This is a genomic window from Nocardia sp. 852002-20019_SCH5090214 (assembly GCF_001665865.1).
In the GTDB taxonomy this organism is placed as follows: domain Bacteria; phylum Actinomycetota; class Actinomycetes; order Mycobacteriales; family Mycobacteriaceae; genus Nocardia; species Nocardia nova.
In genome coordinates this window covers 15,385-38,855 of record NZ_LZMK01000383.1, presented here as the reverse complement: position 1 = coordinate 38,855, position 23,471 = coordinate 15,385, and the positions used below count along the sequence as shown (strand labels likewise).

Genomic DNA, 23,471 nt, shown 5'->3' with positions numbered 1-23,471 from the left:
TCCGATCGGCAGCAGGTGCCCGAATGCGGCACCGGTGCGCACTGCGGGAACAGGCGCCGGGAACCGGCTCAGGCGCGGTGGCGGCCGAAACGCTGCGAGCGCCGCGCGAAATACCGTCCGTCGATGCGATCGAGGGCGATGGACTGGCGGAAGGCCTCGCTGAGGTTCTCGGCGGTCAGCACGTCCGAGAGCAGGCCCTGTGCGATCACATCGCCCTCGTTGAGCAGCAGCGCGTGGGTGAAGCCGGGCGGAATCTCCTCGACGTGATGGGTGACCAGCACGGTCGCCGGAGCATCCGGGTCGGCGGCCAGATCGCCCAGTTGCTCGACCAGTTCCTCGCGGCCACCCAGATCGAGCCCGGCGGCCGGCTCGTCGAGCAGCAGCAGTTCGGGATCGGTCATCAGAGCGCGGGCGATGAGAACGCGTTTGCGTTCGCCCTCGGACAGGGTTCCGTAGGCGCGGTCCGAAAGGTGTTCGGCGCCCAGGCTTTCCAGGATGTCGACGGCGCGGTCGGTATCGACATCGTCGTAGCGTTCGCGCCAGCGGCCCATCACGGCGTACCCCGCCGACACCACCAGATCCGACACCTTCTCGTCCACCGGGATCCGGCTGGCCACCGCCGCCGACGACAGGCCGATGCGCGGCCGCAGTTCGCTGATGTCGGTCTTGCCGAGCACTTCGCCCAGCAGCGTGGCCGACCCCGAGGTCGGATACAGCTCGGCGGCGGCCATCCGCAGCAGCGACGTCTTACCGGCGCCGTTGGGGCCGAGCACGACCCAGCGTTCGTCGAGCTCCACCTGCCAGGTGACGGGACCCACCAGGGTATGGCCCGAACGCCGGACGGTCACCTCGTTGAAATCGATGAGCAGATCGGGATCCGGTTGCGGCACGAGCTCCATCTTTGCCGACGCGCTCGATCCGTTGCCAACGTGGTCGGTGTGCACGCTATCCGTCATAGTCGGCCACCCGCTCCCCCACGATCCGAATCGGCCATTGCCGCAGTGACATTCCGCACGTTTGAGCACCCTACGGCGCCCGACACGCCACGGCACGCCGGGCCTCGGCTCGGTGCGGTGGGTGGTCGCGCCGCGCTACGCCGCGTCGTCGAGCGGGCTCATCGGCGGCGCCACCGCGATCACCGTCATCGATCCGGGCGCGACTTCGGTGAACCCGGCATCCCGCACGGCGGCGATCGTCTCGAGCCCGTCGCCACCGTTCACTCGGGCGCACAGGCGGGCCCAGAGATCCGGCTCCGCGTCCCGGACGGCGCAGCGGAATCCACGCTGCGCCCAGGCGAAGGCTTGTTCCACCGGAAGCGCACCGGCCAGCAACATGCTCGCGTGACCGACCTGCGCCGCCGCCTTGCCCACGGTCATGCTCAGGGCCGAATTCACCCACAGCACAGGCAGTTCCGGGTCCGCGGGACCGGGCTCGTCCGATTCGAGATCGGTGCCGCCGATCTGCAGTTTGCGAATGCGCTGGTCGATGTCGCCGACCGGACCGGGCACCAGGGCGCGCGCCTCGGCGCCGTCCACCTCGAGCGTGACGCCGTCCACCTCGTTGGCCGCGAGCCACTGTGCGCCACGGGCCCGGCGCGCGACCTTCCGGATACGCGAGCGCTTCCACGCGAGGTAGCGGTCCTGCCACTCACCGTCCGGACCCACTCGCGGGTCCAGGCAGAGCGCCACGGCCGCGGCGGCCGCCGCCTCCAGTACCGCACTGCGGCGCGGCGGTTCGGCTTTCGGTATGTGCAGCACCATCTGCATCGCCTGCACCTGCGCGGGATCGTCCGGATCGCCGCCACCCCCGTAACCCAGCGCCAATTCCGCATGCCGGGCACGGAAACCCGAATCCAGCAGCAGTGGCGGTGCGGCGCCCTCGGGCGCGTCGATCTCGGGTTCGGTCATCAGCTCAGCGGCACTCGGCGCAGCAGTCCGTCGCGGGCGTCCGCGGCCTCGACCTCGTCGCGGGTGACCCCGAGAATGAACAACACCGCGTCCAGGAACGGATGCGACAACGCGGTGTCGGCGACCTCCCGCAGCGCGGGCTTGGCCTGGAAGGCGATACCGAGGCCGGCGGCGTTGAGCATGTCGATGTCGTTGGCCCCATCGCCGACCGCGACGGTCTGTTCCATCGGCACGCCCGCCTCGGCCGCGAAACGCCGCAGCGCCACCGCCTTTCCGGGCCGGTCGACGATCTCGCCGATGACCTGACCGGTGAGCTTGCCGTCGACCACCTCGAGGGTGTTGGCGTGCACGAAATCCAGTTCCAGCTCGTGCGCCAGCGGTTCGATCACCTGACGGAATCCGCCGGAGACCACACCGCACCGGAATCCGAGGCGGCGCAGGGTGCGAATGGTGGTCCGCGCGCCGGGGGTCAACTCGATCCGCTCGGCGACCTGATCGATCACCGTTTCGTCCAGTCCGGTGAGGGTGGCGACGCGCTGACGCAGCGATTCGGCGAAGTCGATCTCCCCGCGCATCGCGGCCTCGGTGACCTTGCGGACCTCCTCCTCGACACCGGCGTGGGCGGCCAGCATCTCGATCACCTCGCCCTGGATCAGGGTGGAGTCGACGTCGAAGACGATGAGCCGCTTCGCCCGCCGGGCCAGCCCCGCGCGCTCGACGGCGACGTCCACCTTCTCCTTCGCGGCGACCTCGGCCAGCGCCGTGCGCAGGCGGGTCTCGGCCAGCGCGTCCTCGGTGGGCGGTGCGGTGACCATCAGCTCGAGACCGGTCACCGGGTAGTCGGCGATACCGCGGATGGAGTCGATGTTGACCTCTTGGGCGGCCAGTGTGCGCGCGATGGTGCTGAACGCGCGAGCGGTCACCGGGCTGCCGAGCACCACCACCGCGTGTGTGGACAGCGGCGCCCCGGAGACCGAATTGGCGCCGATCTCGACGTCGACCTGCATGCCGACGGTCGCCATCGCGTCCTCGAGCTGATCCTGCAGATCCTCCGGATCGCCCGGACTCGTCACCAGCACCCCGAGGGTCAGCCGGCCCCGGATCACGACCTGCTCCACATCCAGCAGGCTCACGCCGTGCCGGGACAGCGCCGCCAGCAGCACCGAGGTCACGCCCGGTTTATCGGGCCCGGTGACCGTGATCAGCACCGTCGTCTCGGTGGCAGTGCCACGATCGGACTCGGACGTGCCCACGCGCAACTCCATCTCTTCGTCACAGCTCCACTTCCGCGGCGATCGCGGTCCGCGACGGCCAGCAGACATTCTCTCAGGTCGGGTGCGGCCACCGGCGCGCACCGGTCGCCGGGGTCACTGCCGCACCGCCGACCCGGCGCGGCACCCCCGAAACGCCGAACGCGGCGGCCGTCGCACTGGACGGCCGCCGCGCCGGGACTGCTCTCTTCGAAGCGGGGTACTAGCTCGACACCTTCTCGAGCTCGGCCACGTGATGGGACTTCGAGCCCCAGCCCACGTGCGCCTCGGCCCGCATGCGCTCCACCATGTGCGGGTAGTGCAGCTCGAACGCCGGACGCTCGGACCGGATCCGCGGCAGCTCGTAGAAGTTGTGCCGCGGCGGCGGGCAGGTGGTGGCCCACTCCAGCGAGTTGCCGTAGCCCCACGGATCGTCCACGGTCACGACCTCGCCGTAGCGGTAGCTCTTGAAGACGTTCCAGATGAACGGCAGCGTCGAGGCACCGAGGATGAAGGCGCCGATCGTGGAGACGGTGTTCAGGGCGGTGAAACCATCGGTCGGCAGGTAGTCCGCGTAACGACGCGGCATGCCCTCGTTACCCAGCCAGTGCTGCACCAGGAAGGTGGTGTGGAAGCCGACCATGGTCGCCCAGAAGTGCCACTTCGCCAGGCGCTCGTCCAGCATGCGGCCGGTCATCTTCGGGAACCAGAAGTAGATTCCGGCGAAGGTGGCGAACACGATGGTGCCGAAGAGCACGTAGTGGAAGTGCGCGACCACGAAGTAGGTGTCGGACACGTGGAAGTCCAGCGGCGGGCTGGCCAGGATGACGCCCGACAGACCACCGAAGAGGAACGTGACCAGGAAGCCGACCGAGAACAACATCGGTGATTCGAAGGTCAGCTGCCCCTTCCACATGGTGCCGATCCAGTTGAAGAACTTCACACCGGTCGGAACCGCGATCAGGAAGGTCATGAACGAGAAGTACGGCAGCAGCACCGCGCCGGTGGCGTACATGTGGTGCGCCCACACCGCGATCGACAGCGCCGCGATGCCCAGCGTCGCGTAGACCAGGGTGGTGTAACCGAAGATCGGCTTACGGCTGAAGACCGGGAAGATCTCGGACACGATGCCGAAGAACGGCAGCGCGATGATGTACACCTCGGGGTGGCCGAAGTACCAGAACAGGTGCTGGTAGAGCAGCGAACCGCCGGTGGCCGGGTCGTAGATGTGGCCGCCCAGGTGCCGGTCGTAGGCCAGCGCCATCAGCGCGGCGGTCAGCAGCGGGAAGGCCAGCAGGATCAGAACGCTGGTGACGGCGATGTTCCAGGTGAAGATCGGCATCCGGAACAGGGTCATACCGGGGCAGCGCAGGCAGACGACGGTGGTCAGCATGTTGACACCACCGAGGATGGTGCCCAGACCGGAGACGGCCAGACCCAGAATCCACAGGTCGCCGCCGACACCCGGGGAGTGCACGATGTCCGACAGCGGGGTGTAGGCGGTCCAGCCGAAGTCGGCGGCGCCACCGGGGGTGATGAAGCCCGCGGTCGCCATGGTCGCGCCGAACAGGTACAGCCAGTAGCTGAACGCGTTCAGACGCGGGAAGGCGACGTCGGGCGCACCGATCTGCAGCGGCAGCACGATGTTGGCGAAGCCGAACACGATCGCGGTCGCATAGAACAGCAGCATGATCGTGCCGTGCATGGTGAACAGCTGGTTGAACTGTTCCGGCGACAGGAACTGCAGACCCGGACGAGCGAGCTCACCACGCATCAGCAGGGCCATCAGGCCGCCGATCATGAAGAACGACATCGCGGTCACCAGGTACATCACACCGAGGACCTTGGGGTCCGTGGTGGTGACGGCCTTGTAGATGAACGAACCCTTCGGGCCCAGTCGTGCCGGATACGGCCGTGTCGCTTCCAGCTTGGGGACTGGCTGGGGCTCTACAGCAGTCACTGATCCTCCTGAAGGTGTGCCTTCTGCTCGTTTCGCACGCTCGTGCGTTCCGGCACATGACGAAACGACGGTGGCTTGCGCTAGAGGCATCGTAAACCGTGGCGTCGCAGGCGTCCGACGGGGTCCTACTCTCTGTCGTATTCGCCGCGCGGACGGTGCCGCAACGACCCTGCACACGGGCGCATGTACCCTACGCTGCATGCCGGTGAGCGAACGCGTCTCCACCCGAAAGCCCAAGACCCGCAAGCGCACCAGTGCGCGCCGGCTCTCGCTCGGCGGTGCGGCCGTCGGCGCGGTGGTCGCCCTGGTCACCGGGTGCGGCACCGGGGGTGACGACGCATCGAGTTCGATCGTCCGGACCACCACGAATATCGCCGGTGCGAGCGTGGTCGGCATCGAGCGCGACACCACCCGGGCCTGCGCCCTGCCCACCGCCCCCGATCAGGCGTCGGGCACGCGCACGGTGGCAGGCACCCAGGTGCCCGCGGATCCGAAACGCATTGTCGTCCTGGACACCGCGGCGCTGGACGCGGTCTGTGCCGTGGGCCTGTGGGAGCGGGTCGTCGGCGCGACCACGCAACCCGGCCCGGCGCCGCAACCGAACTATCTGGGCACCGGCGTGCTGAAGATCCCGAGCGTGGGGACCTCCGGGGCGGTGGACCCGGCGAAAATCTCCGCGTTGCAACCGGATCTGATCCTGGGCGCCGCGGGTGACGGGGATCTCGCCGCCTTGCGCGGCGTCGCCCCGACCGTACTGGTCGACCACCGCGGCTGGCAGGACGATTTCACCGCCTACACCGACGCCCTGGGCCGCGGTTCGGCCGGCGCGAAGGCGCTCGCGGACTACCGCACGGACGCCCGCGAAACCGGAGCCTCGATCGCGGCCAATTTCTCGCAGGCATCGGTGATCCGCTTCTCCCCCAAGGACATTCAGGTTCAGGGCACCGACACGTTCGCGGGGCAGGTGCTCGCCGACGCCGGTGTGCAGCGGCCCGGCGCCCAGCGCGATCGCTCGTTCACGGTGGACAGCCTCGCCACCGAGAGCGACCGCAACAAGATCGAGGGCGACATCATCTATTTGATGTTCGACGGCCCCGACGGTCAGAGCCACGGCGAATCAATCATGAAGGGCGACGACTGGAAAGAGCTCGGCGCCGTCGCCGACAAGCGCGATTTCGCCGTCGAGGACGACCTCTGGCACGGTTCCGGGCTCACCGCCGCGCGGGCGATCCTCGACGACCTACGGAAGACGCTGAACGGGTACGTCACCGACTGAGCGCGTATCGGCTCATCGCAGCTCGGGGCCCGGTTCACCGGCCATCCGCTCGTCGGCATCCGACGGATTCGCCGGGGTGCGGCGCGGATCGTCGCTTGCCGCCCGCGGACGCAATGCGTAGGCCGGCACCAACTGGTCGGTCAGGTGCAGCGGCGTCCGCCCGTCCGCATAACAGACCGAGAAATTCACCCGCCCCAGCCACTCGCCACTGAACGAGGGCACCCAGTGGGTCAGTGTCCCCGGCCGCTCCCCCGTCATATCCAGCCCCGCCCCGTTGACGTGCCGGGGCGCGCCCGGATCCCGGATGAGAATCGCATCCAACCGCACCCACACCGGTTTCGGCGGCTGCACGAGCACCCGGTAGTAATAGCCGGTCTCGTTCGGATACTGCAGCTGCGGTTCGGTCCCCTCGGTCCGCGGGACACCGTCCGGAAGCCGTCGCGGCGCCCGGCCGGAGAACCCATCGCCCGCCCCCTCCGACGACACACCCCCGGCACTCGAACACATATTCGAATCATACCGAGCGGTCGGCCCGATCGGCACCCACCCCACCGCATCGGGGCCACGCGTCGTCCGGGCACGTCATGATGGGGCGGATGGGCAAACTTCTCGTGCTGGTGAACGGCCTTCCGGGCGCCGGCAAATCAACCGTAGGCCAGGCGCTGGCACCGGCCTTGCGCGCCCGGCTCCTCTCGAAGGACGCGGTCAAGGAGGCGTTGGCGACCTGCGTCGAGGATCCCGCCGCTCTTCCGGATCTGGGCGGTGTCGCGATGGACGCGGTGTGGTCGATGGCGCGAACCAGTCCCACCTCGGTCGTCATCGATTCTTGGTGGTTCGCACCACGAGACACGCGATTCGCCCGCGCCGGTATCGAGAAGGTGGGCGCGGACCGGGCCGTCGAAATCTGGTGCGACGTACCACCCTCGGTGGCGAGGACCCGGTATGCGAGCCGGCGCCGCCCCGGCTTCTATCACGACGCCCAGCGCCTCGGCACGCAGTGGGACCGATGGGCCCGGGAAGCAGCACCGCTCGGACTGACGCCCACCGTCACGATCGACACCACCCGGCCCGTCGATTACACCGCGCTCGCCGCGCAGATCCACCGGGTTGCCGGTGAGCCGCTAACCCACGGCGGGCCTTTCTCGGCCTTCCGCGATCAATGAGCGGAGAAATCGGGGGTCTGCGTGCCGTGCGCGCGCAACGCGGCCGCGAACCACGCGAACACCGGGCCGTGTTCAGGCGCGGCGGGCCGGCCGTTGAGCACGCCGACCAGTCGCCGATAGTGTTCCACCCGAGGGTCGTTCGCGATTTCCAGGCGGTGCAGTATCCAGCTGCGCAGCTCGGCGTCGTCCGGTCTTGACCGTCAGCCCCGTCCGCTCGGCCGGCGCGCCGATCGTCAGCATCGTCTCGTCGTTCACGAGCCTCAGCCTGCCGCCTCCTCCTAGGGGAGACTCGAGCGGCTGGGCTCGGCAAGGTCCCAGGAGCCCAGAACGAACGAGCCCGGACGCAGAAGTCTGCGTCCGGGCCCTTCATGGTCGAACCGAGTTCAGAATTCCCAGTCCTCGTCTTCGGTGTTGACCGCCTTGCCGATGACGTAGCTGGAACCGGAGCCGGAGAAGAAGTCGTGGTTCTCGTCGGCGTTCGGGGACAGCGCCGACAGGATGGCCGGGTTGACGTCGGTCTCGTCGCGCGGGAACAGGCCCTCGTAACCGAGGTTCATCAGCGCCTTGTTGGCGTTGTAGCGCAGGAACTTCTTGACGTCCTCGGTGAGGCCGACCTCGTCGTAGAGGTCCTGGGTGTATTCGACCTCGTTCTCGTACAGCTCGAACAGCAGCTCGAAGGTGTAGTTCTTGAGCTCGTTGCGCTCGGGCTGGGTGAGGTCCTCGAGCCCCTTTTGGTACTTGTAGCCGATGTAGTAGCCGTGCACGGCCTCGTCACGAATGATCAGCCGGATCAGGTCGGCGGTGTTGGTGAGCTTGGCGCGCGAGGACCAGTACATCGGCAGATAGAACCCGGAGTAGAACAGGAAGCTCTCCAGCAGCGTGGAGGCCACCTTGCGCTTGAGCGGCTCGTCGCCCCGGTAGTACTCGAGCACGATCTCGGCCTTGCGCTGCAGATTCGGGTTCTCCTCCGACCAGCGGAAGGCGTCGTCGATCTCGCGGGTCGAGCACAGCGTGGAGAAGATGGAGCTGTAGCTCTTGGCGTGCACCGACTCCATGAACGCGATGTTGGTCAGCACCGCCTCTTCGTGCGGGGTGCGCGCGTCCGGAATCAGGCTCACCGCGCCGACCGTGCCCTGAATGGTGTCCAGCAGGGTCAGCCCCGTGAACACGCGCATGGTCAACTGCTTCTCGTGCGCGTTCAGCGTGTTCCACGACGGAATGTCGTTGGACACCGGAACCTTCTCCGGCAACCAGAAGTTGCCGACGAGCCGGTCCCAGACCTCGGCATCCTTCTCGTCGGGCACCCGATTCCAGTTGATCGCAGACACTCGATCGATCAGCTTCACGCCCGCTCACTCACCCTTCCCGCTTCGCCGGTCATTGTACGCTCGGACACTACTCCTAGTGGGCCGCCGCTCAGCACAACACAAGGGCTTGTGTCTCCCATGTCCTGGGCAAATGCGTTCCGGGGTGGGAAGTTCCACACCGCGGCCGAGAGCGAATGACGAGCGCGCGATGCACAGGCTACTGCCGCCGCCACGATCGCAGCAACGATGCCGAGAGTTTGCCAATGCGATCCAATACCGGGACGTGCCGGTCGATCCCCGCAGAGCACATTCCGGCGGACATCGATGAGGCCTGGCGGGTGCTCCCGACCGGGCTCAGCGCCCCGACCGGCGGCGGTGAACGCATGCGGGCGGCGCACTAATCGTGCAAACCTCCTCGGCTCCAGCGGTTTTCTCACAATCTCATGGAGGTTTGCACGAAAAGTTCGCGCTACAACACAGTTGATACCGCCTGCCGGGATGACGCCCCCGGGTTCATCGCGCCACTTGCTCCGAGAGGATGCCTCATGACCGTTGATCTCCGCATACGTTTCGCCGTCGACGACGAGGCCCTCTCGCGGCTGCACGCGGATGCATTCGGCGGTGACCGGACCGTGGTGCCCTGGAAGGCGCGCTTGGAACGGCACAGCCGGTCATGGGTCGGCGCGTTCGTGGGTGCTCGACTCGTCGGGTTCGTGCACGCGGCGTGGGACGGTGGGAGCCACGCGTTCCTCCTCGACACCGCGGTCGCCCCGGATCTCCGTCGGCAGAGCATCGGATCCGGCCTGGTGAACGCCCTGGTCGGCGACCTGCGCGAGCTCGGAATCGAATGGCTCCACGTCGATTACGAACCGCATCTGCGCAGCTTCTACCGCGATGCATGCGGTTTCGGAGCCACCGACGCCGGTCTCCTACGACTGAACTGATGAGCGCATCGGCGATGTGTGCATATTTCACTCGCTCAGCAGCAGTTCGGCGACGGCCTCCGGAGCCTCGTGCATGGCATCGTGGCCGGTGGGGAGGTCGTGGACCACCCACCCGGGGTCGGCTTCGAGCCGGGTGCGCTGTTCGGCGAAGGGGGTGCGGTCTTCCCAGCCCGAGCAGTAGACGAATTCCCGGCGGGGAACTCGGGCGAATGCGCCGGTGAGCCGGATTGTCTGCAGGAACGAGGCGAGCGGGTGGGGGCGGCGGCGCGGATCGCCGTTGCCCGGTGGGCGGACGGCATAACCGGTGGTCGCGGCGCCGTCGGCGATCACCTGCCGGAAGTAGTCGTTCATCGCCGACCAGCACGATTCGCCGTCCCGGGGGACGTACGCGTCGAGATGCACCAGGCGCGCGATCCGGCCGCCGGCACGGTCGGCCGCAGCGGCGATCACCATCCCGCCGTAACTGTGCCCGACCAGCGTCACATCGGTGAGGTCGGCGCGGTCGATGAACCGCACGACGTCGTCGGCGTGGGTGTCGAGGTTGGCGGTCGCGACCGTCGCGGCATCGTCGTCCGGCCGCAGACCGGTCAGGGTCAGGGCGTGGACGGTATGACCGGCGCGCTCCAGCAGCGGAACCACCGCCTCGAACGACCAGGAACCCTTCCACCCGCCGGGCACCAGAACATATGTCGTCATGCGCTTTTCCTTCTCTCCCACTGCGGCATCGAGGCACGCCACCTCGGAATCACTTCGCGTGGAGACAGTCTCACCGGCTGGGAGGGTGGCTTGCTACCGAGAGAAGGCCATCCAGTACCTGTTCGCCGCCAACATCGCCCGATCATTCACGACGTACCGTAAAGCATTGCCGCCGAATCGGTTTCGCCCCATCTCCCCGGGTCGCTCGTACGACCACGCCCCGGCGACGGGTAGCCCCGGCGAGCATCGCGGGCGGCTGTCGTCGACAGCGGACGGTACCGTCGCCGCCCGCGGTCCCGACTCAGATGCCGAGGACGAGCTTCGCCGTCGTGAAGTAGATGACCAGCCCGGTCGCATCGACCAGCGTCGTCACCATGGGCGCGGAGATCACCGCCGGGTCGATGCGCAATTTCTTGGCCAGCAACGGCATCGTGCCGCCGATGGTCGCGGCCCAGCCACAGATGATCACCAGGGTGATGCCGACGACCAGCGCGATCTGCGCGCCGACGAACGCCGCGCCGATCACCATGCCGACCACCGCGAGCATCGACCCCAGCACCAGGCCGACCCGGCATTCACGCCAGATGACCTTCAGCAGATCCGACACCCGCACCTCCCCCACGGCCAATGCCCGCACACACGAGGTCGCCGCCTGCGCACCGGCATTGCCGCCCGCGCCGATCAGGAGCGGAATGAACAACGCGAGATGCGCGGCCTGGGCGAGCGTCGCCTCGAACGCGTCGGTCACCGTGACCGTCAGGGTGGCCGCGACCAGCAGCAACAACAACCACATCGCGCGGTAGCGGGCCAGCTGGAACACACCGGCGGCCATGTAGTGCCCGGACCACGGGCTGGCGCCGGCCTGCCGCGCCACATCCTCACTGTCGGCGGCCTCGATGACCTCGACCGCGTCGTCGATGGTCAGCAGTCCGACCAGCCGGTCTTCGCTGTCGACGACCGGCAGGTTGATCAGGTTGGTCTCGCGCATGAGCCGCGCGGCCTTCTCCGCGGCGTCGGTCGCGCGGGCGAAAACCGGTGCGGTGACGACGAGTTCGGTCAGCATCGTCTCCGGATCGCTGAGAACCAGTTCCCGCATCTCGACGACGCCGGTGAGCCGGCGACCGCCGTCCACCACCGGCAGGGTGTACACCGTCTCCGCGTGCGCGCCCTTGGCCCGAACCACCCGCAGCGCCTGTTCGACGGTCAGATCACAGTGCAGCGCAACGACTTCCGGAGTCATGTAGCGACCGACCGATCCCTCGGGATAGCCGAGCAGCGCCGCGGTCATCCGCCGTTCACGCGGGCTCAGCCCGGCCAGCACCTTCTTGGCGACCGTCGCGGGGGCCTCGCGCAGCATCCGGGCGCGGTCGTCGGGGTCCATCCCCTCCACCAGTTCCCGGAAGCTCTGATCACGCATCCCGGACAGGATCTGCTGCTGGTCCACCGGCTCGAGCTCCTCGAACACCGCCAGCGCGCGGTCCTTGTCCAGCAGCCGGAACGCGATGCCGGCGTGCACGGCATCCATGCGCGCGAGTTCGTCGGCGATCCGGTGTGGGGCGTGGTCGTCCAGCCAGGTCAGCGCGGCGTCGACGCGGCGGTCGTCGATGAGGTCGCGGAGCGAGTCGTGATCCGAATGCTGTTCGGCGACAGCCGTTTCCGCCGTGCGGGCAGCATCGTGTCCGCTTGCGTCGGCGGCACACGTGTCGTGCACCCCCGCTTCGGTGGCGTGTTTCTCGCCGGCGGACGCTCGACCAGCCTCCGCGCCGGCGTGGTACAGCGCGGACTCGGTGGCCGGACGACCCTCATCCGGGACATCCGGGCGTGCGGGCGCGGCAAAGAACAGATCGGTCGACATGACAGAACCTCGGCATACTGCGAGTGGGTACGGGATCACGGATCACACCGCGAGGCACCGACCCTCGCCACCGAAAGCTCTACCGGCAGAACAGGAGGACGGCGCCGCGCGGCCTTCGACTCGGGGGTTCGCTACGCACAGCCACCCACCTCCTCATCGCCCGCACTACACCGTCAGAGAATTTCGATGCCCTCCCGGCACCCCGATGACCCGCCTCGTCGTCTGGTCATCGCCCGGACGCACAGCGCCCGCATGCAGGCTACACCCCCAACCGCCGCCGCGCCGAACCACGAAAACCAGGACGCACCGTCGTACTACGAACGGGCGCCCCGGCCGGAACCGGGGCGCCCGTTGCGCAATGCTCACAACATGCAGCTGACGCAGCCCTCCACCTCGGTGCCCTCCAACGCCATCTGCCGGATGCGGATGTAGTACAGGGTCTTGATTCCCTTGCGCCAGGCGTAGATCTGGGCCTTGTTGACGTCGCGGGTGGTGGCGCTGTCCTTGAAGAACAGGGTCAGCGACAGGCCCTGGTCCACGTGCTGGGTGGCCGCGGCGTAGGTGTCGATGATCTTCTCGTAGCCGATGTCGTAGGCGTCGGCGAAGTATTCGAGATTGTCGTTGGTCAGGTAGGGCGCCGGATAGTAGACGCGGCCGATCTTGCCTTCCTTGCGGATCTCGATCTTCGACGCCACCGGGTGGATCGAGCTGGTGGAGTGGTTGATGTAGGAGATCGACCCGGTCGGCGGCACCGCTTGCAGGTTCTGGTTGTAGATGCCGTGCTCCATGACCGAGGCCTTCAGCTCGAGCCAGTCCTCCTGGGTCGGGATGTGCACGCCCGCTTCGGCGAAGATCTCCCGCACGCGATCGGTCTTCGGCTCCCATGCCTGTTCGGTGTACTTGTCGAAGTATTCGCCGCTGGCGTACTTGGATTCCGGGAAGCCGCCGAAGGCCGTGCCGCGCTCGATGGCAAGCTTGTTGGAGGCACGCACCGCGTGATAGGCGACGGTATAGAAGTAGATGTTGGTGAAGTCCACACCTTCTTCGGATCCGTAGTGGACCCGCTCGCGCGCCAGATACCCGTGCAGGTTCATCTGGCCCAGGCCGATGGCGTGGGATTCGTTGTTGCCCTGCTCGATCGAGGGCACCGAATAGATGTGGGTCTGATCCGAGACCGCGGTCAGCGCCCGGATCGCGACCTCGATGGTCTGCCCGAAATCCGGTGAGTCCATCGCCTTGGCGATATTGAGCGAGCCCAGGTTGCAGGAGATGTCCTTGCCGACCTCCGCGTAGGACAGGTCGTCGTTGAACACCGACGGCGTGGAGACCTGCAGGATCTCCGAGCACAGGTTGGAGTGGGTGATCTTGCCCTTGATCGGGTTGGCCCGGTTCACCGTGTCCTCGAACATGATGTAGGGGTAACCGGATTCGAACTGCAGCTCGGCGATGGTCTGGAAGAACTCGCGGGCGTTGATCTTCGACTTGCGGATGCGCTTGTCGTCGACCATCTCGTAGTACTTCTCGGTGACGTCGATATCGGCGAACGGCACGCCGTAGATGCGCTCGACGTCGTAGGGCGAGAACAGGTACATGTCCTCGTTCTTCTTCGCCAGCTCGAAGGTGATGTCGGGGATCACCACACCCAGCGAGAGCGTCTTGATGCGGATCTTCTCGTCCGCGTTCTCCCGCTTGGTGTCGAGGAAGCGGTAGATGTCGGGGTGGTGCGCGTGCAGGTACACCGCGCCCGCGCCCTGACGCGCGCCGAGCTGATTGGCGTAGGAGAAGGAGTCCTCGAGCAGCTTCATGATGGGGATGACGCCGGAGGACTGGTTCTCGATCTTCTTGATCGGCGCACCGTGCTCGCGAATGTTGCTCAGCAGCAACGCGACTCCGCCGCCGCGCTTGGACAGCTGCAGCGCCGAGTTGATGGAGCGCCCGATGGACTCCATATTGTCCTCGATGCGCAGCAGGAAGCACGAGACCGGTTCGCCGCGCTGCTTCTTGCCCGAGTTCAGGAACGTCGGGGTGGCCGGCTGGAAGCGGCCGTCGATGATCTCCTCGACCAGCTGCTGGGCGAGGATCTCGTCGCCGGCGGCCAGGGTCAGCGCGACCATGCAGACCCGGTCCTCGAACCGCTCGAGATAGCGCTTCCCGTCGAAGGTCTTGAGCGTGTAGGACGTGTAGTACTTGAACGCGCCGAGGAAGGTGGGGAACCGGAACTTCTTGGCGTAGGCCTGCTGGAACAGCTTCTTGACGAACGCACGGCTGTACTGGTCGAGAACCTCGGGCTCGTAGTAGTTCTCCTCCACGAGGTAGTCGAGCTTCTCGTCGAGGTTGTGGAAGAAGACGGTGTTCTGGTTGACATGCTGCAGGAAGTACTGCCGGGCGGCGGCGACATCCTTGTCGAACTGGATCTCACCGTTGGGTCCGTACAGGTTCAGCATCGCGTTGAGCGCGTGGTAGTCCAGGCCCTCGGTCGAGGTCTCGGTGCTGACCGGGCGCTCTAGGCGGGCCGTCTTTCCGGCCGGTGCTGTTGTCGTTGCCAAAACAATCCCAATCCCTCTCGGACGCGCTCGACGTCCTCGGCGGTTCCCATCAGTTCGAAGCGATACAGGTACGGCACCCCGCATTTGCGCGAGATGACCTCTCCCGCATAGCAATACGTATCGCCGAAGTTCGTGTTGCCGGCCGCGATCACCCCGCGCAACAGCGCACGATTATGCGGATCGTTGAGGAATTTCGCCACCTGCCTGGGGACGAATTCCTTGTCCGAGCGACCGGCTGCCCCCTCGCCGCGCTGCGCGTCGAACACGTGCCGGCCGCCACCGTAGGTGGGGCAGATCAGCACATAGGGCGTGTCGACGCGCAGCGAATCGGCGGTGTGGAGCGGAATGCGAACGGCCGGCAAACCCAGCCGTTCGACGAAGCGGTGCGTGTTCTCCGACGCGCTCGAGAAGTAGACCAGAGCGGGCGTCGATTGGGTTCCTTCCCCGGACAACCCAGCCATCCCACTCCCCCTTACTCTGCTCGTCGGACGAACGGTGACCGGAGCGGATCAGGCCGCGGCGGTCACCAGGGACTTGATGCGGTCCGGACGGAAACCGGACCAGTGCTCGTCGCCGGCGACGACGACGGGGGCCTGCAGATATCCCAGCGCCATCACATAGTCGCGGGCCTCGGGGTTCTCGGAGATATCGACGACCTCGTACTCCACACCGGCCTTGTCGAGCGCGCGGTAGGTGGCGTTGCACTGGACACAAGCGGGCTTGGTGTAGACCGTGATACTCATGGGTGACCCTCTCTCCTTGCCTTATCCGATGCAGCCTTGAATCGGTACGCCATCTGCTGTGAGCATCCGTACTGAGCACGATCCATCTGGTACTGCGCAAACCCCTGGAAGTAGGGGCACCACCGGTGATCACAGTGCTGTGATCGGCTCGGAATCCGTCTCCCCTTCCAGTGCCGTAGACACTACACCTAGTGGCCGACAGATTCATACAACACGACATGTTGCGAACCACAAAGATGAAATTCGACGGCCGTAAGTACCAGGACAGTCGATTCGCAACCCGACACGACAGTGGCGCAGATCACGATTTCATGTCGCAGCTCTCTCCCAGCAAACCCAATACCACCTCTGGTCACATCGGCCACAGGGATCTCAACAGGCCCGTCTGGGCACATCCGAAACGACCGAATGCCGCGCCCGTTCCGGGGAACGAACGCGGCATTCGGCGGCTACTTCGGCGTGTCGCAGCCGAGCCGGATCAGCCCTGGCGAGCCTTGAACCGCGGCTCCTTCTTGTTGATCACATAGGTCTTGCCACGGCGTCGCACCACCTGAGCGCCCGACTTGTCCTTCAGCGAACGCAGTGAATTCCGGACCTTCATGAAGACCTCCTATTGGAAATGGTTTTCATATCCTATAGAGGTGTGCGACGGGAGCGTTAGGACGCCGGTCACGTCGCCGCCCCTCGTAGCCGATGGCCCCCGACGCCACCGAGGGGCCACACCATCGGGTGCGGCCCCTCGGAACGGCTCGAGCCGGTTACCGTCTCGGGCTCAGGCGTTGACCGATTCCCGCGCGGCGACCAGTTCGGTGACCGCGGCGGCGAGCTGGGTCAGAGCCTCGGCGTCGTCGCGCGGATGCGCCTCGCCGAAGCGCTGGCCGATGGTGCCGAAGTGCAGGTGCGCGCTCTCCACGACGGTGCCGCCGGCCACACTTACCGCCTTCACCGTGTCGCCGTGCGCCCACTTCGCGGCGTTCTGGCTGATCGAGGCGCTGATCACGGCGACCGGCTTGTCCTTGATCGAACCGGCGCCGTAGGGCCGCGAGGCCCAGTCGATCGCATTCTTCAGCACGGCCGGGATCGTTCCGTTGTATTCGGGGACGAACAGCACCAGGGCGTCGACGGCGGCGACGGCGTCACGCAGCGCCTGCGCCGGCGCCGGCACCTGACCCGGTACGTCGATGTCCTCGTTGTAGAACGGAACATTTCCGAGACCGTCGTAGATATCGACCTCGACACCTTCCGGTGCGGTCTGGGCGGCAGCCTCGGCCAGCTGCCGGTTGATCGAACCGGCGCGCAAGCTGCCGACGAGAGCCAGGATGCGAGTCTGTGACATGATCACTCCTTGTGCGGTGGGGCGGCGGTGGCTTCCGCTGTCACGACACGATAACCGGACTACGGTCCGCTTTCATTCCCGGGTCATGGGGTAAACGAACTGTGAACTGCGACACTCCCGATTCGACGCCGTCGAATTCGTCCCATTCGTCCGATCCGCGCGCCACGGATCCGGCCTTCGCCGCCGCGCCGCGTCCGGGCGTGCTGCCACTCGAGGCCGTGGCCGTCGACCTCCCGCCGACCGCGCTCACCACCGCGCTGCCGGTAGCCGAACACTCCGAGCGCAGCGATGCCGTACGCAATCGGCAGCTGCTGCTCGACGCCGCCGAGGAATTGGTCCGCGAATTCGGCGCCGACGGCGTCACGATGGACGCGGTCGCCAAGCGCGCGGGCGTCGGCAAGGGCACCGTATTCCGCCGGTTCGGCAACCGGGCCGGTCTCATGCTGGCGCTGCTCGACCAGTCCGAGCAGAAACTGCAGGCGGCGTTCATGTTCGGGCCGCCGCCGCTGGGCCCGGGCGCCCCGCCGCTGCAGCGGCTGATCGCCTACGGTCGCGCCCGTTTGGCCGGGATCGAGGTGGAGGGCGAAATGCGCCGCGCCGCCGACGAATCCGGCCGCTACGCCAGCGCGCCGTACAACATCTCGAAAACCCATGTGTCGCTGTTGCTTCGGCAGCTCGACATGAACGGCGATATCGCGCTGACGGCGGATACGCTGCTGGCGATCCTCGACGCCGGCCTGGTGCTGCATCAGCTGCGGGTCCTCGGTTATCGGCCCGAACAGATCGCCGACCACTGGGAAAACGTGGTGCGCGCACTGGTGGCACACGCCCAGTAGAGTGGCCCGCATGGGGAACCTGCGCGAACAGATCATCGCCGAATTGGGTGTCGCGGCCGAGATCGAACCGAAGGTCGAGGTGCGGCGCCGCGTCGAATTCCTGGCCGACTATCTGAGTTCCACGCCGGCAACGGGTTTCGTTCTCGGCATCAGCGGTGGTCAGGACAGTTCGCTCACCGGCAAACTGTGCCAGCTGGCCGTGGACGAGTTGCGCGCCCGGGGACAGGAGGCGACGTTCGTCGCGGTCCGGCTTCCCTACGGCGCGCAGGCCGATGCCGACGACGCGCAGCGGGCGCTGGATTTCATCGGCCCGGACCATGTGGTCGAGGTCAATGTGAAGCCCGGCGCCGACGCGGTGGCGGCCGCGACTGCCGAGGGCGTGCGCGAACTGCTCGGACACGAGACCGAGCTGCGTGATTTCGTTCGCGGCAACATCAAAGCGCGCGAACGGATGATCATCCAGTACGCGATCGCGGGGCAGCTGAATCTCGTGGTCGTCGGCACCGACCACGCGGCGGAGGCGGTCACCGGCTTCTTCACCAAGCACGGCGACGGCGGCGTCGACATCACTCCGCTGACCGGTTTGACCAAGCGCCAGGGTGCGGCATTGCTGCAGGAATTGGGCGCTCCGCCGAGCCTGTGGGAGAAGGTGCCCACCGCCGACCTCGAAGACGATCGCCCGGCGCTGCCGGACGAGGAGGCGCTCGGCCTGAAATATGCCCAGATCGACGATTATCTCGAGGGCAAGGACGTGGCGCCGGAGGTGGCCGAGCGCGTCGAGACGATCTACTGCAACACCCGGCACAAGCGGACGGTGCCGGTGTCGCCGCTCGACTCCTGGTGGAAGAACTGAGGGGCCGAGCCCACCGCTCGAGAAACGGGCGCTGATCAGCCGCCCGCGAACGGCGGTAGTACGTCGACGCGGGCGGTGAGGGGGGTGCTGTCGTCGCGGGTGAGTTCCTCGCCCACCAGATAGGCACAGACCTTCAGCATCGGATCGAGATCGGCTCCGTAGGCCGCGCGCAATGCCGTACGCAGGTCACCGACCGTTGCCGTATCGGGCAGGTCCAGATGTTCGCTGGATTTGCCGACCGCGTCGGCGATCGCGGCGAAATATCTGACCTCAACCACCGATGGCTCCCATCGTGCGTTCCGGGGGGACGAAATCGGCGGCGTCGATGCCGTGCCCGGCCCATTTGTTCCACATCGCGCCGCGCCACAGCTGTGCCACTTCGTCGTCGCTCGCGCCGGCGCGCAGCAGGGAGCGCAGATCGTATTCCTGGTCGCTGAACAGGCAGGACCGGACCATGCCGTCGGCGGTCAGGCGGGTGCGGTCGCAGTCGCCGCAGAATTGACGGGTGACCGAGGCGATGATGCCGACCGTGGCGGGACCGCCGTTCACCAGCCAGGTCTCCGCCGGGGCGGAGGGGTCGGCACGCCCGGTCTCGGTGAGGGTGAAGGCCGCGCCGAGAACGTCGAGAAGTTCGGCCGCGGTGACCATATTGGTGCGTGCCCACTCGTGGTCGGCGTCGAGCGGCATCTCCTCGATGAACCGCAGTTCGCATCCCTCGTTCAGGCACCATCGCAGCAGATCGACCGCACCGGAAAGGGTTTCGCGCATCAGCACGGCGTTCACCTTGACCGGGTAGAGACCGGCGGCATGGGCGGCGCGGATGCCGGTCAGCACCGAGCCGAGCCGGTCCCGGCGGGTGAGCCGGGCGAATCCGGCGGGGTCGACCGTATCGAGGGAGACGTTCACCCGGCCGAGTCCCGCGGCCGCCAGCCCGCGCGCGCGATGTTCGAGCCCGATGCCGTTGCTGGTCATCGCCAGCGGCGTGTCGGGAACGGCGGCATGGCATCCGGCGACGATCTCCTCGAGATCGCGCCGCATCAGCGGCTCGCCGCCGGTGAACCGCACCTCGCGGATGCCCAGGCGCCGCACCGCGAGTTCCACCAACCGCACGATCTCCGCGGCCGAGAGCAATTCGTCCGCGGGGATGGCCGGCAACCCCTCCTCCGGCATGCAATAGGTGCATCGCAACGAGCACTTCTCGGTGATCGACACTCGCAGATCCCGGGCCGTGCGCCCGAATTTGTCGACGAGCAGCTCCGTATCGGGCCGTCCGTCCAGCGAGGGCCGCCCGCCCCGGACGGCGGGAATCCCCATGAGAACGACGGTCACTCCTCCATTATGGGGGCCGCCCCCACCTCACGTCCCGCAAGTCCACACCTGTGAGGTAACCGAGTACCGCCGCAGCAAGTGAACATCCGGTCTGTACCCCCCGCGACGGTGAACTCCAAAGGTCTCGGCCCGCCTCGATTTTGCAGCGACGGAGCGAGGGAGCGCAGCGACTGAGCGGAGGAGTGAAAAATCGAGGCCCAGAGGGCCGAGACCCCGCCGCAGCGAAGCGAAGGCCAATAACACAGCTAGGCTGACGTCTATGAGTCAGCCTGCCAAGACTGTGGCTCGGTCCGTCGAGGATCATCGGGAGCGGATCGAACAGCTGCTGCGACCGCTGGCAGTGCGGCAGGTGGAGCAGTTGGCCTTGCACGGGGTGCGGGGCCGGATGCTGGCCGAGGATGTGCGGTCGCCGCTGGATCTGCCGGTGTTCCGCAATTCGGGGATGGACGGATACGCGGTCCGGGCGGAGTCGGTCGCGGTGACGCCCGTGACGCTGCCGGTGGCCGGTGTGGTGGCCGCCGGTCAGGGTGGCCCGGAGCGGTTGCCGGACGGGACGGCGGTCAAGGTGATGACGGGCGCGCCGATCCCGCCGGGCGCCGATTGTGTGGTGCCGGTGGAGGACACCCGGGCCGTCGACGGCGGCGTGTCGATCGAACGCGGCCGCAACGCAGGCGATTTCGTGCGGGAGGCGGGAACCGACATTCGGCGCGGTGAGCTGCTGGTGGCGGCCGGGTCGTTGTTGTCGCCGCATCGGATCGCGGCGCTGGCGGCGGTGGGCATCAGCTCGGTGGCGGTGGCGCGGCGGATCCGGGCGGCGGTTCTGACGACGGGCGACGAGCTGGTGTCGGCCGGTGTCGCGTTGCGCCCGGGGCAGATCTACAACTCGAACGGGATCGCGCTGGCTGCTGCGTTGGGCGCCAACGGGATCGATGTGGTGGATGTCTCGCACAGCCGCGACGATCCGGGCGAGTTCCGCCGCAAGTTGTCGATCGCGACGGCGGCCGCGGATGTGGTGTTCACTTCGGGTGGGGTGTCGCAGGGCGATTTCGAAGTGGTCAAGGAGGTGCTGGCCGAGGTCGGCGGCGAGTTCGGTTCGGTGGCCGTGCAGCCCGGCGGCCCGCAGGGCATCAGTGTGGTCGACGGGGTTCCGGTTTTGAGCTTCCCGGGTAATCCGGTGAGCACGATGGTGTCGTTCGAGGTGTTCGCCCGGCCGATCCTGCGGCAGCTGACCGGGTTGGCTCCGGTGCCGAGTTACGAGGTGGCGCTGTTGGATCCGGTGCGCTCCCCGGCGGGCCGGCGGCAGTTCCTGCGGGGCCGGCGCGAAGGTGCGGGGGTCCGTTCGGTGTCGGGACCCGGGTCGCATCTCGTGGCGGCGATGGCGCAGGCCGATGTTCTGATCGAAATTCCGGCCGACGTCACGACGGTGGCGGCCGGTTCGCTGGTGAGGGTGCGCGAACTGTGAACGAACTGTCCCATGCCGAATCCGGCGTACCGAAAGACGACGCTGTCCGGAAAGACGAGCCCGGCACCTTGTCGCACGTCGACGCCGAAGGCCGGGCGCGCATGGTCGATGTGAGCGCCAAGGCCGAGACGACACGGGTGGCGGTGGCGGCCGGCCTGCTGCGGACGACGCCCGAGGTGGTGGCGCTGGTGCGCGCGGACGACCTGCCGAAAGCCGATGTGCTGTCGACGGCTCGCATCGCCGGTATCTCGGGGGCGAAGAAGACCTCGGAGCTGATTCCGCTGTGCCATCAGCTGGCGCTGTCCTCGGTGGATGTGCGCTTCGGTTTCGACGAGGACGCCATCACCATCGAGGCGCGAGCGAAGACGAAGGGCCCCACCGGCGTCGAGATGGAGGCGCTCACCGCGGTCGCGATCGCCGGCCTCACGCTGCACGACATGGTGAAGGCGGTGGATCCGGCGGCCGTCCTGGACGGTGTGCGCCTGTTGACGAAAGACGGTGGTAAGCGCGGCCATTGGGAGCGGCCCGATATCGCATCGTCCGACGATGTCGCGCTGTCGGCCGAGGCGCCCGCGACCGGACACTCTCCCGCCGGCCGGCGCCACAGCGATGCGGTACACCACGCGACGCACGCCGGCGAGGGCTCCCGGACGGCGGTCGTGGTCGTGGCCTCGACCGGCGTCGCGGCCGGTACCCGGGTCGACAAGACCGGTCCGGTGCTGGCGGACTGGCTTGCCGGACTGGGCTTTTCGGTGCGCGGCCCGCTGGTCTACGCCGATGCCGATATCGCGGCCGGTCTGCGCGACGCGCTCGACGGCACGCCGGGACTGGTGATCACCACCGGCGGCACCGGTGCCTCGCCCTCCGATGCCACTCCGGAGGCGACGCTGGCGGTGCTGGATCGTGAATTGCCGGGCGTCGCCGAGTCGATCCGCCAGCGCGGTACGGCCGCGTTTCCGTTGGCGGCCTTGAGCCGTGGCGTCGCGGGCCTGTCCGGCACTACGGTGGTCGTGAATCTGCCCGGTTCGCCGGGCGGGGTCCGCGACGGAATCGCGGTCCTGCAACCGTTGCTGGATCATCTGCTGGCCCAGGTCGCCGGAGGAGGCCGCCATGAGTGAGTACACGCCGCTCACCCGCATCAGCGATCAGCCGCTGCAGCCCGAGGAGGTCGAGCGCGCGGTCACCGGCCCCGAATACGGCGCGGTCGTCGTCTTCACCGGTAAGGTTCGCAATCACGATGGCGGACAGGCGGTTTCGGCCCTGGAGTATTCGGCTCACCCCGAGGCGGAGAAGTTCTTGACCCGGGTGTGCGCCGAGGTCGGGAAATCCGCCGGCCTACCGGTCGCCGCGGTTCACCGGGTGGGCGAGCTGACGGTCGGCGATCTGGCGATCACGGTGGCCGTCGCCGCTCCGCACCGCCGCGAGGCCTTCCAGACCTGCGCGGAATTGGTGGACCGCATCAAGCACGAGGTCCCGATCTGGAAGCGCCAGCTGTTCGCCGACGGCATGTCCGAGTGGGTCAACGCCTGCGGCTAGGCCACGACGTCAGCGTGGTTCGGTGCCGGGATTCGCCTCGGCCGCCGGTGTGGACTCGGTGAGATTCGCCTCGATGCGGCGCAGCGCCCGGAAGAGTGCGGCGCGTTCGGCCGCGCTGAACGACGTCAGCGCCCGTTCGGTCAGTCGCGCGCTCTCGGCTTCGATCTCGTGCTCCAGATCCCGCCCGCGTGCGGTCAGGTGCAGGCGGACCAGTCGGCGGTCGGTCGGATGCGGTTCACGCCGGACCAGTCCGGCCGCTTCCATCCGGGTGGTCGCCCGGGTGACGGTGGGCGTTGCCAGGCCGAGCCGTTTGGCCACCTGACCGGGCGTCAGACCGTCCTCCTGCCAGAGCTGGCGCAAGATGAACTGCTGGCCCTCGTACACGCCGTGCCGGGCGTAGGCGGCCGCCGCCGCCACCGCGAGGGCGTGTTTGGTGGACCAGAACGCGGTCTGGAAGTCGTCGTCGGTCATG

Annotated in this window: 25 protein-coding genes; 8 read left to right on the top strand and 17 right to left on the bottom strand. The window is 67.4% G+C overall.

Annotation, left to right across the window (positions count from 1 at the left end; all coding sequences use genetic code 11):
- Positions 1–68 precede the first annotated feature (68 nt).
- The 4 genes from A5780_RS31645 to ctaD form a co-directional block, all read right to left on the bottom strand.
- A complete protein-coding gene (locus tag A5780_RS31645; protein WP_063015655.1) occupies positions 69–899 on the bottom strand; it encodes an ABC transporter ATP-binding protein in 831 nt (276 codons plus the stop codon).
- A gap of 192 nt (positions 900–1,091) precedes the next feature.
- Complete coding sequence (locus A5780_RS31640) at positions 1,092–1,907, bottom strand: aminoacyl-tRNA hydrolase (RefSeq protein WP_064906130.1); 816 nt, start codon at positions 1,905–1,907, stop codon at positions 1,092–1,094.
- Entirely contained in the window at positions 1,907–3,160 is a 1,254-nt protein-coding gene (gene serB, locus A5780_RS31635) for a phosphoserine phosphatase SerB (protein WP_036524710.1), read from the bottom strand. Before serB ends, A5780_RS31640 begins: the two co-directional genes overlap by 1 nt.
- Positions 3,161–3,380: 220 nt before the next feature.
- Positions 3,381–5,117: a cytochrome c oxidase subunit I gene (gene ctaD, locus A5780_RS31630; protein ID WP_062963242.1), complete on the bottom strand. Its 1,737-nt coding sequence runs from the start codon at positions 5,115–5,117 to the stop codon at positions 3,381–3,383.
- 199 nt (positions 5,118–5,316) lie between these two features.
- Here ctaD and A5780_RS31625 point away from each other — a divergent pair, with 199 nt between their 5' ends.
- Complete coding sequence (locus A5780_RS31625) at positions 5,317–6,393, top strand: ABC transporter substrate-binding protein (RefSeq protein ID WP_064910811.1); 1,077 nt, start codon at positions 5,317–5,319, stop codon at positions 6,391–6,393.
- A 12-nt stretch (positions 6,394–6,405) separates the two neighbouring features.
- On the opposite strand, the gene A5780_RS41455 is transcribed toward A5780_RS31625, so the two are convergent.
- The gene (locus tag A5780_RS41455) at positions 6,406–6,900 is read right to left on the bottom strand and encodes a hypothetical protein (protein WP_181064045.1); all 495 of its coding nucleotides are present in this window, start codon (positions 6,898–6,900) and stop codon (positions 6,406–6,408) included.
- 89 nt (positions 6,901–6,989) lie between these two features.
- Here A5780_RS41455 and A5780_RS31615 point away from each other — a divergent pair, with 89 nt between their 5' ends.
- Positions 6,990–7,556: an AAA family ATPase gene (locus A5780_RS31615; protein WP_181068468.1), complete on the top strand. Its 567-nt coding sequence runs from the start codon at positions 6,990–6,992 to the stop codon at positions 7,554–7,556.
- Here the strand turns inward: A5780_RS31615 and A5780_RS42645 are convergent.
- On the bottom strand, positions 7,550–7,684 hold the full coding sequence (locus A5780_RS42645; protein WP_255407307.1) for a hypothetical protein: 135 nt from the start codon (positions 7,682–7,684) through the stop codon (positions 7,550–7,552). The genes A5780_RS31615 and A5780_RS42645 overlap by 7 nt on opposite strands.
- A 255-nt stretch (positions 7,685–7,939) precedes the next feature.
- On the bottom strand, positions 7,940–8,902 hold the full coding sequence (gene nrdF / locus A5780_RS31610; protein WP_064910809.1) for a class 1b ribonucleoside-diphosphate reductase subunit beta: 963 nt from the start codon (positions 8,900–8,902) through the stop codon (positions 7,940–7,942).
- Positions 8,903–9,408: 506 nt separating this feature from the next.
- Here nrdF and A5780_RS31605 point away from each other — a divergent pair.
- A complete protein-coding gene (locus tag A5780_RS31605; protein WP_063015661.1) occupies positions 9,409–9,807 on the top strand; it encodes a GNAT family N-acetyltransferase in 399 nt (132 codons plus the stop codon).
- 27 nt (positions 9,808–9,834) lie between these two features.
- Here A5780_RS31605 and A5780_RS31600 read toward each other — a convergent pair whose 3' ends face one another.
- From A5780_RS31600 to A5780_RS31570, 7 genes are all read right to left on the bottom strand, one after another.
- Positions 9,835–10,503, bottom strand: coding sequence for an alpha/beta fold hydrolase (locus A5780_RS31600; RefSeq protein WP_064910808.1), 669 nt, complete (start codon positions 10,501–10,503; stop codon positions 9,835–9,837).
- A gap of 301 nt (positions 10,504–10,804) precedes the next feature.
- Complete coding sequence (gene mgtE / locus A5780_RS31595; protein WP_231983163.1) at positions 10,805–12,358, bottom strand: magnesium transporter; 1,554 nt, start codon at positions 12,356–12,358, stop codon at positions 10,805–10,807.
- Between the two features lie 362 nt (positions 12,359–12,720).
- A complete protein-coding gene (gene nrdE, locus A5780_RS31590; RefSeq protein ID WP_231983171.1) occupies positions 12,721–14,802 on the bottom strand; it encodes a class 1b ribonucleoside-diphosphate reductase subunit alpha in 2,082 nt (693 codons plus the stop codon).
- A 59-nt stretch (positions 14,803–14,861) separates the two neighbouring features.
- Complete coding sequence (gene nrdI / locus A5780_RS31585) at positions 14,862–15,365, bottom strand: class Ib ribonucleoside-diphosphate reductase assembly flavoprotein NrdI (RefSeq protein ID WP_051756104.1); 504 nt, start codon at positions 15,363–15,365, stop codon at positions 14,862–14,864.
- 48 nt (positions 15,366–15,413) lie between these two features.
- A complete protein-coding gene (locus A5780_RS31580; RefSeq protein WP_030515663.1) occupies positions 15,414–15,647 on the bottom strand; it encodes a redoxin NrdH in 234 nt (77 codons plus the stop codon).
- A 478-nt stretch (positions 15,648–16,125) separates the two neighbouring features.
- Positions 16,126–16,248, bottom strand: coding sequence for a type B 50S ribosomal protein L36 (gene ykgO / locus A5780_RS31575; RefSeq protein ID WP_064910806.1), 123 nt, complete (start codon positions 16,246–16,248; stop codon positions 16,126–16,128).
- A gap of 171 nt (positions 16,249–16,419) precedes the next feature.
- Positions 16,420–16,983 (bottom strand): NAD(P)H-dependent oxidoreductase, encoded by a 564-nt coding sequence (locus A5780_RS31570; RefSeq protein WP_064910898.1) that lies wholly within the window; start codon positions 16,981–16,983, stop codon positions 16,420–16,422.
- Positions 16,984–17,201: 218 nt separating this feature from the next.
- On the opposite strand from A5780_RS31570, the gene A5780_RS31565 reads away from it, so the two are divergent.
- The gene (locus tag A5780_RS31565) at positions 17,202–17,819 is read left to right on the top strand and encodes a TetR/AcrR family transcriptional regulator (RefSeq protein ID WP_231983170.1); all 618 of its coding nucleotides are present in this window, start codon (positions 17,202–17,204) and stop codon (positions 17,817–17,819) included.
- A gap of 10 nt (positions 17,820–17,829) precedes the next feature.
- Entirely contained in the window at positions 17,830–18,672 is an 843-nt protein-coding gene (gene nadE, locus A5780_RS31560) for an ammonia-dependent NAD(+) synthetase (protein ID WP_063015692.1), read from the top strand.
- Positions 18,673–18,707: 35 nt separating this feature from the next.
- Here the strand turns inward: nadE and A5780_RS31555 are convergent, their stop codons facing one another.
- Positions 18,708–18,950 carry a MoaD/ThiS family protein gene (locus A5780_RS31555; protein WP_063015665.1) on the bottom strand — a complete coding sequence of 81 codons (243 nt, stop codon included), beginning with the start codon at positions 18,948–18,950 and terminating at the stop codon, positions 18,708–18,710.
- Complete coding sequence (moaA, locus tag A5780_RS31550; RefSeq protein ID WP_063015666.1) at positions 18,943–20,001, bottom strand: GTP 3',8-cyclase MoaA; 1,059 nt, start codon at positions 19,999–20,001, stop codon at positions 18,943–18,945. Before moaA ends, A5780_RS31555 begins: the two co-directional genes overlap by 8 nt.
- 259 nt (positions 20,002–20,260) lie before the next feature.
- On the opposite strand from moaA, the gene glp reads away from it, so the two are divergent.
- From glp to A5780_RS31535, 3 genes are all read left to right on the top strand, one after another.
- The gene (glp, locus tag A5780_RS31545) at positions 20,261–21,463 is read left to right on the top strand and encodes a gephyrin-like molybdotransferase Glp (RefSeq protein ID WP_064910804.1); all 1,203 of its coding nucleotides are present in this window, start codon (positions 20,261–20,263) and stop codon (positions 21,461–21,463) included.
- A gap of 101 nt (positions 21,464–21,564) precedes the next feature.
- Entirely contained in the window at positions 21,565–22,581 is a 1,017-nt protein-coding gene (gene moaCB / locus A5780_RS31540) for a bifunctional molybdenum cofactor biosynthesis protein MoaC/MoaB (protein WP_064905606.1), read from the top strand.
- A complete protein-coding gene (locus A5780_RS31535) occupies positions 22,574–22,999 on the top strand; it encodes a molybdenum cofactor biosynthesis protein MoaE (RefSeq protein WP_063015668.1) in 426 nt (141 codons plus the stop codon). The genes moaCB and A5780_RS31535 overlap by 8 nt, the downstream gene beginning before the upstream one ends.
- A gap of 9 nt (positions 23,000–23,008) precedes the next feature.
- On the opposite strand, the gene A5780_RS31530 is transcribed toward A5780_RS31535, so the two are convergent.
- Positions 23,009–23,470 (bottom strand): MarR family winged helix-turn-helix transcriptional regulator, encoded by a 462-nt coding sequence (locus A5780_RS31530; protein ID WP_064905596.1) that lies wholly within the window; start codon positions 23,468–23,470, stop codon positions 23,009–23,011.
- Position 23,471: the final 1 nt, after the last annotated feature.

Coding starts and splice junctions, on each gene's coding strand:
- A5780_RS31645 (WP_063015655.1), bottom strand. CDS start 899: ATGGAGCTCGTGCCGCAACCGGATCCCGATCTGCTCATCGATTTCAAC.
- A5780_RS31640 (WP_064906130.1), bottom strand. CDS start 1,907: ATGACCGAACCCGAGATCGACGCGCCCGAGGGCGCCGCACCGCCACTG.
- A5780_RS31625 (WP_064910811.1), top strand. CDS start 5,317: ATGCCGGTGAGCGAACGCGTCTCCACCCGAAAGCCCAAGACCCGCAAG.
- A5780_RS41455 (WP_181064045.1), bottom strand. CDS start 6,900: ATGTGTTCGAGTGCCGGGGGTGTGTCGTCGGAGGGGGCGGGCGATGGG.
- A5780_RS31615 (WP_181068468.1), top strand. CDS start 6,990: ATGGGCAAACTTCTCGTGCTGGTGAACGGCCTTCCGGGCGCCGGCAAA.
- A5780_RS31605 (WP_063015661.1), top strand. CDS start 9,409: ATGACCGTTGATCTCCGCATACGTTTCGCCGTCGACGACGAGGCCCTC.
- A5780_RS31600 (WP_064910808.1), bottom strand. CDS start 10,503: ATGACGACATATGTTCTGGTGCCCGGCGGGTGGAAGGGTTCCTGGTCG.
- mgtE (WP_231983163.1), bottom strand. CDS start 12,358: ATGTCGACCGATCTGTTCTTTGCCGCGCCCGCACGCCCGGATGTCCCG.
- nrdE (WP_231983171.1), bottom strand. CDS start 14,802: ATGCTGAACCTGTACGGACCCAACGGTGAGATCCAGTTCGACAAGGAT.
- nrdI (WP_051756104.1), bottom strand. CDS start 15,365: ATGGCTGGGTTGTCCGGGGAAGGAACCCAATCGACGCCCGCTCTGGTC.
- A5780_RS31580 (WP_030515663.1), bottom strand. CDS start 15,647: ATGAGTATCACGGTCTACACCAAGCCCGCTTGTGTCCAGTGCAACGCC.
- ykgO (WP_064910806.1), bottom strand. CDS start 16,248: ATGAAGGTCCGGAATTCACTGCGTTCGCTGAAGGACAAGTCGGGCGCT.
- A5780_RS31570 (WP_064910898.1), bottom strand. CDS start 16,983: ATGTCACAGACTCGCATCCTGGCTCTCGTCGGCAGCTTGCGCGCCGGT.
- nadE (WP_063015692.1), top strand. CDS start 17,830: ATGGGGAACCTGCGCGAACAGATCATCGCCGAATTGGGTGTCGCGGCC.
- glp (WP_064910804.1), top strand. CDS start 20,261: ATGAGTCAGCCTGCCAAGACTGTGGCTCGGTCCGTCGAGGATCATCGG.
- moaCB (WP_064905606.1), top strand. CDS start 21,565: ATGGTCGATGTGAGCGCCAAGGCCGAGACGACACGGGTGGCGGTGGCG.
- A5780_RS31535 (WP_063015668.1), top strand. CDS start 22,574: ATGAGTGAGTACACGCCGCTCACCCGCATCAGCGATCAGCCGCTGCAG.
- A5780_RS31530 (WP_064905596.1), bottom strand. CDS start 23,470: ATGACCGACGACGACTTCCAGACCGCGTTCTGGTCCACCAAACACGCC.